This window comes from Peribacillus sp. QJM3NY_7, assembly GCF_056173225.1.
On the sequence record NZ_CM149663.1, the window covers coordinates 2,451,534 to 2,465,973 of the forward strand.

Below are 14,440 nucleotides of genomic sequence, written 5' to 3' on the forward strand. Positions count from 1 at the left end.
ATGAGAAAACTGAATGATAAGCGGCCTTATTCTAAAAATATGGTCGCTTCAGAATGTAGACAAACTCGATGAAAGTAGAGCTTGTCTACATTTTTTTATGGCTTGTACAATTTGGACGTTGATTGGAACGTAGGGCATTCGCTTTCCGCGGGCGGTCCGGGAACCTCCTCGGCTTTCGCCTGCGGGGTCTCCCCTGAACGCGTTTTTCCCGCAGGAGTCTCGTACCTTCCGCTTCAATCAACTTTTTTATTTTGGTGAAATAAAAGCTTCAACTTTAGTAAAGGATGGAGCAAATACACGTGAATTCGAGTGTTACGGAAGATTTTGAGCAGTTTCTGCAAGAAAATGGAGCAGAGTATCCGAGAGTTGGGGACGTTACTCGTGAAATTGACGCATTTACTCGTGAATTTGGAGCAAATACTCGTGAATTCAAATATTACGCATGATTTGGAGCTAGGTCTGCATGAAATAGGAGCGAATATTCGAGAGTTGGAAGCGTTACTCGTGAATTAGAGCCATTTACTCGTGAAATTGACGCATTTACTCGTGAGTTTGAAGCAAATACTCGTGAATTAGAGTGTTACGCAAAAATATGAGAAGTTTCCGTATGAAATTGGGGCTAGTTCTCAAGAGATTGAAGTGTTACTCGTTATTAAACTGTTTTGGAGGATTTCAATTAAAAGAAGAATGGATAAAAAAATCATAATGAAAACCCCCGGATAGCGGATGCTACTCGGGGGGTTTCGTTAAGGAATAAATTTTGAAATGCCAATTAAGCTTTAAGATAAAACCTTTGCATGAAGAGATCGCTTTTGCCAAGCCATAGTAATCATTAGAGTAATGAATAAGAGGATAAGACCCAACATGAACGGATAGGTAATGTGGACATCATACATCATTCCCGCAAGTGTTGGTCCAAGCACATTTCCGATGCTCATATACGCATTATTCATACCCATTGCAAAACCTTGCTCATTCCCTGCCATCTTGGAAATCAGTGTGTTAAGAACTGGACGTAAGATGGAAGTGGAAAGGAAGATGATAAGTGAAATCAAAAAGAAAATCAGGTAATTTGATGCAAAAAGTGAAAGGAGGAAACCGATGGCTGCAACACTGATAAAGATATTCAGCACATTCACTTCCCCGAAACGCTGTACGATCCGATCGACGACAAACAATTGAACTATTACACTGACGATACCGGTGGCTGTAACCATGACGGCGATGTCCTTAGGAGTCGAATTGAATTGATTATCAAGATAAAGACCAATTACAGATTCATACGCCATTAAGCCAAAGCTCATTACAAGCGTAATGATGAGTGGGATGAAATAAGGCTTTTTCACGGATAAAGTGATCTTCCGGAGCATCGTTTCAGTTTTTGCATCCATGGATTGAGTAACCTGTTCCGTTTCACTTTCTTTTAAAACAAAAATTGAAAATACGACTGCTGATAGGGATACAAGCGCAGAAATCAAAAAGGGAAACTTCAAGCCAAAGTCAGCTAAAAAACCTCCAATTCCTGGACCGACTACAATTCCCAGGGACATGGCGGCAGATACTAAACTATTGCCTTTAGCGCGTTGATCAAATGTGGTGATATCGGCAACATAAGCAAAAATTGCGGGTATAAGCAAAGCTGCTCCGATTCCGCCAATGATCCGTGAAGCATATAATAACCAAATGGAATTGACTGCATAAAAAATGAACATGGATAATGTCAAACCGACCAATCCATAAATAATCATTTTTCTGCGCCCGAATTGGTCAGTCCATTTTCCGGCAATTGGCGAAAAGATAAGTTGTGCACCTGCGAAAATGGCAATCATTAGGCCAGCGGCGGTTCCGCCTTGATTAATGGAGGCCAGGTATGCTGGTAAAATGGGGATGATGATCCCGAAACTTCCTATTGCTATAAACATATTGATCATGAGGATAATGATCTTTTTGCGTTGTTCTGCTGACATGGACAGCCTCTCTCTCTCTTTAAAAATCAATAACCAATTTAATTCGCATGGTTAATTTTTTGATACGTTAATTATGTTATAGTTTTAGATAGATAGTGTCAATAAGAAAGGATTGTCAAACATGCATTCAAGTGAATTGTATAATTTACATCTAGAGATCAGGGAACTAAGCAGCCTATCACAGGAATTGGTGGAACCGTTATTGGTTAAATATGATTTAACTTCTGTACAGTATCGCGCATTGCAATTAATAGTCTTGAATGAATCCATAGCGGTTAAAGATGTTTCGAATCATTTGAAAATTAAACCTGCAGCAGGAACTGCACTAATTGATCGGCTTGAACGGAAGAAGTTGATTGAGAGGGTACACAGTGAGGATGATCGGCGGGTCGTTTTTATCCAATCCACCGAAAGTGGAAGGAATACCTATCATTCCATCAATAAGTGTTTTACCAAAACCTTTCGTGACTTTTATAGCGTCCTGAATGAAGAGGAAACGGAACGACTCAAACAAATCGTTGGGAAACTTACCGAACATCTGTCGGCATGCATAGATAATAAAATATAATCTTCCTGACGTGTATGGTTTCCATTATAATAGAAAGAAGAAGCACTATATTATTAAAGCAGTGAATTTCACTGTTTTTAGGAGATTAATTATCAGAATAATTAAAAAATATTTGGAGTTTTCATTTCAAAGCGGATAGGTCATTCAAAAATCTTTAAATGGAAATCCATTAAAGAAGATATGACGGCTGGAAAATGAATATGTATTAAAAGGATACGAAGTTTTTTTCTCAGGATCCATCATGACGAACCAAGCAGGGTGCTGTATATAGTGAATCTGGAAAGAAGGAGATGGTAAAAATGTTTTTCCCATTAACCCCAATTGATTGGAAACGCAGGGCCGTAAAATATTATCCTCATAAAGTGGCAGTCATCGATGAAGAGAAAAAGTTTACATATAAGGAATTCGGGCAGCGAACAGATCAACTTTCCAAAGCTTTGTATTCTTCGGGAATTGAAAAAGGTGACCATATTGCAGTTATGTTGCCAAATACGCATTATATGTTGGAATGTTTTTATGGCATTTGTCAAATGGGAGCGGTAATGGTTCCTTTGAATTACAGGCTTGCTGCAGAGGATTTGGAATATATCATCAAGCATAGCGATTCAAAAATGTTGATAGTCGATGAAGAATTCACCGCTCCGATCGAAAAGATCATTACTAAACTTTCCTTGGAAAAGATCATCATCGTGCCTGTTGAAGGATATGAAACCACTTTACCTGGAATAGATTATGAGAATTTCATTTTGCATGCAAATAATAATGGACTGCCAGAGGTTAAAATCGAAGAAAATCAACTTTTGACTATAAATTACACGAGTGGAACGACTTCAAAACCAAAAGGGGTCATGTTAACTCATCGCGGGAATTACATGAACGCCGCTAATTTCATTTATCACCTAAGGGTGAAGCATGACGATGTATACTTACATACATTGCCAATGTTTCACGCTAATGGCTGGGGAGGGGTATGGTCGGTAACGGCTACTGGCGGGACTCATGTTTGTTTAAGGAAAGTCGATCCCCCTCTTATCCTCAAATTATTCGCCCGTCATAATATTACATTGTTATGTGGAGCGCCTACTGTCGTCAATATGCTGGTAAATGACCCTAAAGCAAAAGAAACAAATATCAAAGTGCATCCAAGGATGGCAACGGCAGGTGCTCCTCCAGCAGCAGCGCTTATACAAAAGGCACAAGATATCCTTGGTTTGAATATGATCCACGTATATGGATTAACAGAAACTTCCCCATTCATCCTATATAACGAGTGGAAGGATGAGTTTGAAGCTAAATCGGCGGACGAACAAGCAATAATAAAGGCAAGACAAGGTATTGAATTGGTTTTCAATGGGGAAACGATGGTAGTCAATAAAGAAGGGAAAGAAGTCGCTTGGGATGGAAAGGAACTGGGGGAAATCATTACTCGCGGCAATGTTGTAATGGAAGGATATTATAAAGATCCGGAAAAGACGGCCGAAGCAATTAGGGATGGCTGGTTTCATACCGGGGATCTGGCAGTTACCTATCCTGATGGGTATATTGAGATACAGGACAGGGCTAAGGATTTAATCATTTCCGGCGGGGAAAATATTTCTTCAACAGAGGTAGAAGGGGTATTGTATAAACATCCAGATGTTTTGGAGGCTGCGGTCATTGCCATTCCAGACGATAAATGGGGAGAAACGCCTAAGGCAATCATTGTGCTGCAGCCAAATGCAAAAGTGACGGAAAATGAGATCATTACCTTTTGCCGCTCAAAAATGGCTCACTTTAAAGCACCGACAAAAGTTGAATTCGTAGAGTCTTTACCGAAAACGGCAACAGGTAAGCTACAAAAATACCGATTGAGGGAAATCCATTGGAAAGGATCGAAAAAGGTAAATTAACGGCTTTCATAGGAACGGGATATATATATTAAGAAAAGGAAAAACGAATGAAGTACGGAAATTAACAAGACCAAGAATGCTTTTAAATAAGCATTCTTGGTTTTTATATTATGGAAAGCAACATTTCCTCTGTTATATTGGGAGCAGGATGGATTAATTAACGAGGGTTCTAAATGAAAGATTTGACTTAGTGTAATACATGTACAGTACTTATGATGCTTAACCATGTTGTTCCCTTTTGATGAGCAATAGGTTTGCCTCATTTCAATGATGCTTGCTGTTGGTTGTATTTGTATAACATCATCACTAATTAATTTGACTTAAACAATGGGGTTGACTGTTGATGAAGGAATTGTTTCATTTTTCTCTTCGCCAATGTATTGGGGACATGTGAGAATACTAATAAACTGATTATTAGTATTGAAAATAAGGATTTTTTCTTCATTTTCATAACAATATCTAATATTTTTTTGGAAAATTGGTATAATAGCTGATCGAAATTTATTTTCTATGTACAACATAGACCTATTAATTTTATTTATACGGTAATTGGATTAATTATATGGTTGAATAAAAAGAAAAAAGGATCTAATTATTCAGTTTGGAGACAAAAGGGGTTCTATAGCGAGTGTCTTGGAGGAACCGTTCAAACCCTTTAAACCCATTAGTCTTTATTCTGACTTAGAGTAAGTTTATTTAATAAAAGCATTATTTCCGGGATAATTAGAGTAGAAACTTCCATCAATGGATTTTGTGAATTCGTAAAAAAAAGGCGGGAAGAAAAACAGATTGTTTTTCTTCCCGTCTTTTTTTCATGGGTAGCATGAAAAATTTTTAAAAAACCTAATGAGATTATATTATATGAAGAAACTAAGAAGCACAAAGAAAAAATAGCCTTGATCTTATAAAAATTCTGTAAATTTAAATCAAACATTATAACGTTATATTGATTAGTACGACAAAATATGATAATCTATTTTTGTAAAGAGAAATTAATGAATTCATATACAATTCAGTGTAACCGTATACAAAGTACTTTCAATCGATAGGATGTACCGAAAAGGATGAGGGAAATGACAGATACGTTAGTTCTGAAGAATGTAAAAATGGTAGAGGGCAAAGCAGCGGATATCATCCTGGAAAATGGGATGATTAAGGAAATTGTACGACCCGGAACTGCAACAGGAGATAAGATAATAGATTATGATCAAAAAGTTTTTGTTTCGAGCGGTTGGATTGATATGCATGTACATGCTTTCCCGGAATTCGATCCTTATGGTGATGAGGTTGATGAGATTGGATATAAAACTGGTGTAACAACGGTCATAGATGCGGGAAGCACGGGGGCAGATAGGATAACCGATCTGGTTAGAAGTTGTGAAAATGCCAAAACGAATGTTTTCGCCTTTTTGAATATTTCGCGGATTGGATTGAAAAGGGTTGATGAGTTATCGGATATTTCATGGCTGGACGAAGGGGAATTAATGAAGGCAATTTCCAAGTACGGGGATTTTGTCGTTGGACTTAAAGCGAGAATAAGTAAAAGTGTAGTTGGTCCAAATGGTGTCGAGCCATTAAAAATCGCTAGGAAGTTCTCGGCTGAAACGGGTTTACCATTAATGGTTCATATCGGTTCAGGGCCGCCTAGTATTAAGGAAGTCCTTCAATTACTTGAGGAAAAGGACATTATTACTCATTTTCTAAATGGTAAAGCGAATAATTTATTTGATGAAAGAGAAGAGCCGCTGCCTGAGTTGATTAAGGCGATTGAACGTGGTGTACATTTGGATGTAGGTCATGGAACGGCAAGCTTTTCTTTTAAAACTGCAGAAATGGCTAAAAAGCGGGGAATCGGCTTCAATACGATCAGTACGGATATATATCGGAAAAACAGAGAGAATGGGCCAGTTTTTAATATGGCAAATGTGCTTACAAAATTTTTGTACCTCGGTTATCCATTAAAGGAAGTAATAGATGCGGTTACGGTCAATGCAGCAGCCTGGTTGAATAAACCAGAGCTTGGAAGGGTTTCAGCTGGGGATATTGCGAACCTGACTTTATTCTCGATCGAGAATGAGCCGACCCTTTTAATGGATTCCGAAGGCGAAAAAAGGATGGCAGAAAAAAGAGTTGTTGTAAAAGGAGTGGTTATAAATGGAGAATTCATTGAATGCTAAATACGGTTTGAAAAGAGTCATCAATGCAAGCGGAAGAATGAGCATATTGGGAGTCTCTGCCCCAACTGACACAGTGATGGACGCGATGAAAAAAGGTGGGCAAAATTATGTTGAAATTTCTGATTTAGTCGATAAGTCAGGCCAGCATATAGCGAATTTGCTTCATTCTGAAGCAGCTGTGGTCGTAAATTCAGCATCAAGCGGAATTGCGCTTTCAGTAGCGGCAATCGTTACTGAAGGAAACAGAAGGAAAAGCGAAAGGCTTCATCAAGATCGAATTCAAAAGAATGAAATCATCATGCTGAAAGGCCATAACGTTCAGTATGGTGCACCGGTTGAAACCATGATTTATCTTGGCGGCGGAAAATTGGTTGAAGTTGGATATGCAAATGAAGGGAAAGCAGAACATATTGCGGAGGCCATAAATGAAAATACTTCCGCTATTTTATATGTGAAATCGCATCATGCTGTCCAGAAAAATATGATATCGGTCGAAGAGGCATGGGAAGTGGCCAAAACGAATAATATCCCTCTGATTGTCGATGCAGCAGCGGAAGAAGATTTGGAAAAATATATACAATTCTCCGACCTGGCGATTTATAGTGGTTCAAAAGCCATTGAAGGACCCACATCCGGTATCGTTGCTGGCAGAAAAAAATATATCGAATGGGTAAAGGTTCAATTGCACTGTATAGGAAGGAGCATGAAGGTTGGAAAGGAAACGACCTTTGGTCTGCTTCAGGCATTGGATGAGTATTTTGTCAAGACGGATAATAGCGAAAAAGAAAAAGCTAGTTTACAAGTTCTCACATCACTTGACTCGATTGATGGCGTAAAAGTAACGATAGTTCAGGATGAAGCCGGACGTGCCATATATAGAGCACGTATTTCCATAAATCCTTTGATAACGGAAACGACGGCGAAAGAAGTGAACGAGCAGCTCAAAAATGGGGATATCGCCATTTATACACGGGATTATGGGATACGGCAAGGCTTTTTCGATATAGATCCGCGTCCATTGCAAGGTGATGATATAAATGTCATTGAATCACGATTAAGAACCATATTAGGAGGAAAACAAGGATGACAAACATAAACAAACGGTTATTGGATGATCGTGTAGCCTTAAATGTACTTGCAAATAGTGTGGAAAATGCAGTGGAAGTCTTTGAAGCAGCTGAAGGACATGTATTGGTTGGTGTACTCTCAAAGGATTATCCAACTGTCGAAGCAGGTGTTACAGCAATGAAAGAATACGGGGAAGCCATTGATGAAGCCGTTTCAATTGGTTTGGGCGCAGGCGATAATAGACAGGCTGCAGTTGTCGCAGAAATAGCAAAATACTATCCAGGCAGTCATATTAACCAGGTTTTTCCGGCTGTTGGTGCTACGAGGGCCAATTTAGGCGAGAAGGATAGCTGGATAAATTCACTTGTTTCTCCAACTGGGAAAGTCGGTTATGTGAATATCTCCACTGGTCCAGTAAGTGCAGGCGCAAGTGAAACTGCCATTGTGCCAATCAAAGCTGCCATTGCGCTCGTTCGCGATATGGGAGGAAATGCTTTGAAATATTTCCCTATGAAAGGGCTGAAGCATGAAGATGAATATCGTGCTGTAGCAAAAGCTTGTGGTGAAGAGGGATTTGCTTTGGAACCAACAGGTGGAATCGACTTAAATAATTTCGAGACCATATTAGAAATTGCATTAGAAGCAAAAGTGCCTAAAGTCATTCCCCACGTATATTCTTCTATCATTGATGAAGCGACTGGTAAAACGAATGGGGAGGATGTACGGAAATTATTGGCCATGACGAAAAAATTGGTTGAAAAATATGCCTAAAAGGATTGTGGCATTCGGGGAAGTAATGATGCGTTTGCAGGTACCAGGGCATGAATTGCTATCACAGGCTAACACGCTGCAATACTCCTTTTCAGGCACGGGAGTAAATGTGGCTTCTGCGATGACAAAACTTGGACATGATGGGTATCTTGTGACAATGTTACCGGATAACCCCCTTGGTGATTCAGCAATTTCAGCTTTGCAGCGCTTAGGAATCGGCAGGAACTACATCTCTAGAGGCGGCAAATACATGGGGATGTACTTTTTGGAAAATGGATTTGGACAGCGGGCGAGCCGTGTCACATATTCCAATCGACTGGAAAGCAGTTTTAATACTGCCACCTTATCCGATTATGATATGGATATGATTTCGGAAAAGACGGATATCATCCATTTTTGCGGAATCACGCTTGCAATGGCGGAAAATGTACGGGAAAGCATGAAGGTGCTGGCTAGAAAAGTCAAAGAAAAGGGCGGTACAGTCTGTTTCGACTGCAATTACCGACCTTCCTTATGGGAGGGTGGTTACGCTGACGCAAAGCCTCATTATGAGGAAATGCTTTCTTTGGCTGATATCGTTTTGATGAATGAAAAAGACGCCCTTTATATTTTAGGAATGAAGTCAGAAGGTTCCACAAGTGAAGAACAGCTTGTTGAGTTGATCCCTGAAGTGGCCAAGCGATTCAAAATTCAATCGATAGCGGGGACACACCGTTCGATCAACAGTGATAATAGCCATACGTTGAGGGGGTATATATACAAAGAAGAAACATTTTACTTTTCCGATATCCTATCATTTTCCGTATATGATAGAATAGGTTCAGGCGATGCTTACACCAGCGGAATCTTACATGGCGAATTGCTAGGATATTCCCCTGAAAAGACAGTACGATTTGCTGCTGCATCAGGAATGCTGGCATGTACTGTCGTTGGAGATACTCCTTTGGCAACCGAAAAGGAGATACTCTCGGCAATGGAAGGTAAAATGGAAGATATTAAAAGATAAGGCAGGAGATTAGGAATGAATGTGAACAGGAAAAATGGACCGATGTATTTACAGATAAAAGAAATATTAAAGGATCGTATTTTACATGGGGTTTATGCCATCGACACAAACATTCCCTCCGAGCCTCTTTTGGAAGAAGAATTTAACGTAAGTAAGGTTACTGTCCGTAATGCAATCAAAGAACTCGTGCAAGAGGGGTATGTTGAAAAGAAAAGCGGCAAAGGCACTAGAGTCATAGCTAATGGTTCGATTGTCAAACTTTCCAAAGGGAAACGTTTCACAGAGCTGTTGGTGGAGGAAGGGCACTCCATTTTAAAAAAGGTGTTAAACATAAGTCAGATTGACCTTTCTTCAGACTCTAAGCTGCATTCTTTATTTGGTGCCCGTTGCATAAGTATCGAACGGATATATTTATTGGACAATGAACCTTATATTTACTTTACACATTATATTTCACTTGATTTAAACCAAGAAGAGATAAAAGAGGTCCAAATCAATTCTTTGTACCGCTTTTTGGAAGAGCAAAACGTCAAACTTGAAACATTCAGAGATGAGTTTGCCGTTGCTATCGCTCCGGATCACATTTGCGAAACACTGAAAATCGAAAAAAATAGTCCAGTACTAAAGAGGATTAGGATTTCCAGTGATGGGGACGGAAATGTTACGGAATACAGTGAAGGATATTACAACACGGCTAAACAGAACTACATTGTGACATATAACGAGCCGGTACAATAATCCCATTTATTGTATTGGTTTGAATGTAAGCGATTTCTTGGGAATGGGGAGAATATATGGAACTATATTTATTAGGAATCACGCTGATAGCAATCGTAATCGTCATTTTGGGGGTATCATTGTGGAAATGGCATGCGTTCATCAGCCTGACTGTTGCCAGTTTATTTTTAGCGATTTTTTCCGGACTGCCAATGGACAAGATCGTTGGAGCTTATGAAACGGGTGTCGGAGCGGTCCTTGGGCACCTTATTGGAATATTGGCCTTAGGGACCATCCTAGGAAAGATGATGTCCGACTCTGGAGCTGGAATGCAGGTTGCTGACTTTTTCATTAATAAATTCGGTGTGAAAAACCTGCCATGGGCCATGCTTTTATCTGGTTTCATCATCGGCATTCCGGTATTTTTCGAGGTTGGTTTAGTAATATTGCTTCCTTTGGTCATTTCCATTCGTAAATCAACCAAAGTGAACATCTTGTTAATTGGCATTCCAGTACTTGCTGGTTTATCGATCGTACATGGGCTGGTGCCTCCGCATCCTGGAGCCATGACAGCTATTGGAATTTATAATGCTAACATGGGGCAGGTACTTCTGTACTCCTTGATCATCGCATTCCCGACGGCTGTAATTGCGGGACCGCTATTCGCAAAATGGATCCATAAACGGGTTATTCCTGTTGGAGAACCGGAATTGATCCGTGTCGAAACAAAGTCAAGTGGATTACCCGGCACTGGAGTATCGTTCTTCATCATCCTTTTGCCAGTATTGTTGATGGTTTTAACGGTAGTGGCGCCTTATCTGCCGCTACAGGGTTCGATTGAAAAATTCTTATTGTTTATCGGAAGTCCAGTGATCGCCCTATTAATCTCCTGTTTTGCAGCTTACTATTTCTTGGGCTACAGACAGGGAATGGACAAATCACTAATTAAAAAGTTGACGGAAGAATGCTTATTGCCATTAGCATCCATAATTCTAATTATCGGTGCTGGCGGAGGGTTCAAGCAAATTTTAATTGATAGTGGCGTAGGGACTGCAATCGCTTCCATGTCTGAAGAAATTTCTTTATCACCGATCGTTCTTGCATTCCTTGTGGCCGGATTGATTCGGATTGCCACAGGTTCTGCAACCGTCGCTTTGACCACGGCAGCAGGGATCGTTTCACCGGTCGTTGCCAATATGACGGGTGTAAATCTAGAATTGCTCGTAATTGCCACGGGAGCAGGCTCACTCATGTTCTCCCATGTTAATGACGCCGGTTTCTGGTTAGTAAAAGAATACATGGGACTAACCGTTAAAGAAACTTTCAAAACTTGGACAGTGATGGAAACGTTACTTTCCTTCGTTGCATTCGGTTTGGTTTTAATTTTCGATATATTCATTTAATTAAAATGAAATTCTGCAATGTCTGATTAAGTAACATTTACCTCCGTGAACTGTCTTGGGGTGACAGATCACGGAGGCTTTTATTTATTTATGAACATACTGGGGGGAGAAATGACCTGCTGTATTTTTATGGATTGGTCGTTGCGGAATAAAACAGAAACAAAATTCATCCACAATTGGAAGTAGTTAATCTAGTGACAAGGGTGTAGCTTCATCCAGGAGACGTTTGTTTGGCTCCTCGAAGATATAAGTCCTGACAGAGACTTCTATATTGCAAGATTGACAGCTTCCCGTTTACATATTCATTCTGAATATAGTCCAATAAATCATTGGCATGGTTTGGTTTTTGACGTTTTTCCTGAATATAATGGAGAATTAAAACTTCTATATTCACACACTCACCTTACTTGACAAGTATTTTTTTCCATAAATAATATAACATGGGCATTCAAAAAAATATCATTTTTTGAATATTTTAACTATCGACATATTTATACAAATAAAGGAGTGATTCGGAGTAACCGGTGGGAACTTTTATCGGGAAATCCAAAAAAGAGCGATGTTATTTCGACTTACTTTTAAGTCGGCACAAGAAAAACCCCTGATAATTCAAGGGTTGGAGGTATAAAACTGATTTTACAAGGACTTCATGCTTGTATCTTTTGTACATGTATAGGTGATAAGCGCAGTTCTGCGGATTCTCTCTTAATGGAGAATAAATAAGCTGCCAAACCTAAGAGGGCTGTAAAAATCAGCATGGCGATCGATGAACTGAAGTCCCCGCCAGACAAGTCACGAAGCCATCCCATGATATAGCTCGAAAAGCCGCCCATGATATTCGTGAATCCAATTAGACCTGCGGCTCGTCCTGCCGTTTCAGGTGTTGAGTATTTTACCATGAGCATATTGCTTAGGTGGAACACACCGCCTTGACATCCCATTGCCAGTCCCATACATAGTCCGGCCAAAATAGGGTTGGGGATGAAGACTGCTACAGTCAAAAAGACAGCCGTCAATGAAAATAGAATCGTGGCCATCAAACTTGGACGTCTGGTTTTGTCAGCCAGAAAACCGCAGGCCAAGACAAATCCTAAAGCGAATAGCCAGGAAAGTGAAGTAATGCTTGACATTCCTTCCTTTTCAAACCCTTTTGCTTCAATGAGATATGTAGGAAGCCAAATGCTGATTCCGAAAAATAAGAAGGAGCATACGAGCATGCCGAACCAAACGATCCAGAAACGATAATCTTGGGCGAAACTTTTCTTATTCTCTGAATGGGCGGTTTCTTTTATTTCATCATCCGTTTGGCGAATGAATGCCAATTCATCTTTACTTATACGGGGGTGTTCTTCTGGTGTATTCCTCGTCATTAAGATGAACATCGGGATATTTATAAATAAGTTGAAAGCTGCAAGCATAAAGAAAGCTGCTTGCCAGTGAAGTAAAGATATCACAAGCACCAAAACAACGGCTCCCATTGCCGGTCCTAAATAGTTTCCGGTAAGCCAAGACGCCTGAGCCCTCCCCAGTTCGCGTTTATTAAACCAGTTAGAAATGAGCTTTCCGGAAACCGGAATCATCATCCCTTCACCAAAACCAAGAATGATCCTGCTAATTAAAAATATTTCATATGAATTTGCCAGTCCTGACATAATCATCGTGATTGTCCAAACGAATAAACCGGCGATGGCTGTTTTTCGGGCACCCAATTTATCAATGATGAAGCCCCAAAAAAGATTTGAAACTCCATAAGCAATGGTGAATACAAAAGATAGAAGACCGATCTTTGCATTTTTGTCAGCACCTGTAATACCGAGTGCATGCAAGAATTCTGGATCTGTTTGAATGATGGAAATGCCAACCTTATCAATTTGTCCGAAAAACCAAAAGAAAAAAATTGGTACGGCAATATACAACCATCTTTTTTGCCCATTTAACATAATACCATCTCCCTATCGCTTTTTAACATTACTTAAAACGCTTACATTTGAGAATAAGTGTTTTAAAGTTATCCCTTTAGAAAGGTACTAGTTTGTTTTGATTTTTCCCGCCTTTCTTTAAAATTTTGATAGAAAAAAGAAACAGATGTGTTTTGTAAGGAAAACAAAGTTTTACTTTCTTAACGATAAATTAAAATAATTTGATTGTCAATTTAATATTTTGACTATTTTATATTTTTAGATTATAAGCGCTTTCAGTTATAAATCGAACTTTGTTTCATCCTATTGAGTAGATGGGAGCTCTATCAACCAGGACTTTAAATGGAAGTAATACTGATTCTTTGTGTCCAAAAAACAAATTATTTACAAATTATTAAAAATTCTGACTTGTTGATATTGAATTTAAAATCAGGAAAATCTATAATTCATTTATATTGTTTTGTATATGAAATGCTTAATACGGAAAATTTCGCGATTTGACAGAGAATATCGATGTATGAAAATTCTTTATTTGTTTTTACTGCTGTAATTGGTTATATTTGGTCATATAACAACGAGCTTTTCTATTGAAACGTCAATTATGCTAGGCCTTCCAAATAGTTTTATATATGTAAATATGCTTTAATTGACACATAAACACTATTCTATTTATACATGAAGAGTTAAGGATTGTAAGGTAGTAATGGTTGCCAATTTGCGGTACTGATTCTTTTAACAGGAATAGGGATAATGAATAGCGCTCGAAGACACCAGCTCGGTTGAAAGTTCCCGGCTTTTACTAGCCGTTTTCCGGAAGCGGTGAAAGCATTGAGTATATCTGATATGACTCATAGACCAGCTGTTGTTAGCAGGAAAGAAAGTAAACGGAAACTTCTGAATTGATTACAATCCATCGAAATATGATTGGAAGAACTTGCAAAGTAAAGGCCGGTGC

12 protein-coding genes are annotated in these 14,440 nt (G+C 39.2%); 9 read left to right on the forward strand and 3 right to left on the reverse strand.

All coding sequences use genetic code 11. The annotated features are described in order from the left end of the window. Positions 1-299 precede the first annotated feature (299 nt). On the forward strand, positions 300-446 hold the full coding sequence (locus AC0VX1_RS11715; RefSeq protein WP_413021061.1) for a hypothetical protein: 147 nt from the start codon (positions 300-302) through the stop codon (positions 444-446). A 333-nt stretch (positions 447-779) separates the two neighbouring features. Here the strand turns inward: AC0VX1_RS11715 and AC0VX1_RS11720 are convergent, their stop codons facing one another. Then, a complete protein-coding gene (locus AC0VX1_RS11720) occupies positions 780-1,967 on the reverse strand; it encodes an MFS transporter (RefSeq protein ID WP_475471337.1) in 1,188 nt (395 codons plus the stop codon). Positions 1,968-2,088: 121 nt separating this feature from the next. On the opposite strand from AC0VX1_RS11720, the gene AC0VX1_RS11725 reads away from it, so the two are divergent. From AC0VX1_RS11725 to AC0VX1_RS11760, 8 genes are all read left to right on the forward strand, one after another. After that, positions 2,089-2,535 (forward strand): MarR family winged helix-turn-helix transcriptional regulator, encoded by a 447-nt coding sequence (locus AC0VX1_RS11725; protein ID WP_098865543.1) that lies wholly within the window; start codon positions 2,089-2,091, stop codon positions 2,533-2,535. Between the two features lie 299 nt (positions 2,536-2,834). Next, positions 2,835-4,424, forward strand: coding sequence for a long-chain-fatty-acid--CoA ligase (locus tag AC0VX1_RS11730; protein WP_475471339.1), 1,590 nt, complete (start codon positions 2,835-2,837; stop codon positions 4,422-4,424). A 1,073-nt stretch (positions 4,425-5,497) separates the two neighbouring features. Beyond that, the gene (locus AC0VX1_RS11735; protein WP_475471341.1) at positions 5,498-6,601 is read left to right on the forward strand and encodes an amidohydrolase/deacetylase family metallohydrolase; all 1,104 of its coding nucleotides are present in this window, start codon (positions 5,498-5,500) and stop codon (positions 6,599-6,601) included. Beyond that, a complete protein-coding gene (locus AC0VX1_RS11740; RefSeq protein ID WP_098865547.1) occupies positions 6,579-7,688 on the forward strand; it encodes a DgaE family pyridoxal phosphate-dependent ammonia lyase in 1,110 nt (369 codons plus the stop codon). Before AC0VX1_RS11735 ends, AC0VX1_RS11740 begins: the two co-directional genes overlap by 23 nt. Continuing rightward, positions 7,685-8,440 carry a 2-dehydro-3-deoxy-phosphogluconate aldolase gene (gene dagF, locus AC0VX1_RS11745; RefSeq protein ID WP_187049327.1) on the forward strand — a complete coding sequence of 252 codons (756 nt, stop codon included), beginning with the start codon at positions 7,685-7,687 and terminating at the stop codon, positions 8,438-8,440. The genes AC0VX1_RS11740 and dagF overlap by 4 nt, the downstream gene beginning before the upstream one ends. Next, positions 8,433-9,446 (forward strand): sugar kinase, encoded by a 1,014-nt coding sequence (locus tag AC0VX1_RS11750; protein ID WP_475471343.1) that lies wholly within the window; start codon positions 8,433-8,435, stop codon positions 9,444-9,446. Before dagF ends, AC0VX1_RS11750 begins: the two co-directional genes overlap by 8 nt. Positions 9,447-9,461: 15 nt before the next feature. Beyond that, entirely contained in the window at positions 9,462-10,184 is a 723-nt protein-coding gene (locus tag AC0VX1_RS11755; RefSeq protein ID WP_095678358.1) for a GntR family transcriptional regulator, read from the forward strand. A 56-nt stretch (positions 10,185-10,240) separates the two neighbouring features. Continuing rightward, positions 10,241-11,566 carry a GntT/GntP/DsdX family permease gene (locus AC0VX1_RS11760; RefSeq protein ID WP_475471346.1) on the forward strand — a complete coding sequence of 442 codons (1,326 nt, stop codon included), beginning with the start codon at positions 10,241-10,243 and terminating at the stop codon, positions 11,564-11,566. A 211-nt stretch (positions 11,567-11,777) separates the two neighbouring features. Here AC0VX1_RS11760 and yppF read toward each other — a convergent pair whose 3' ends face one another. Then, positions 11,778-11,960: a YppF family protein gene (yppF, locus tag AC0VX1_RS11765; protein WP_055348417.1), complete on the reverse strand. Its 183-nt coding sequence runs from the start codon at positions 11,958-11,960 to the stop codon at positions 11,778-11,780. 253 nt (positions 11,961-12,213) lie between these two features. After that, entirely contained in the window at positions 12,214-13,506 is a 1,293-nt protein-coding gene (locus AC0VX1_RS11770; RefSeq protein ID WP_283930658.1) for an MFS transporter, read from the reverse strand. Between the last annotated feature and the right edge of the window lie 934 nt (positions 13,507-14,440).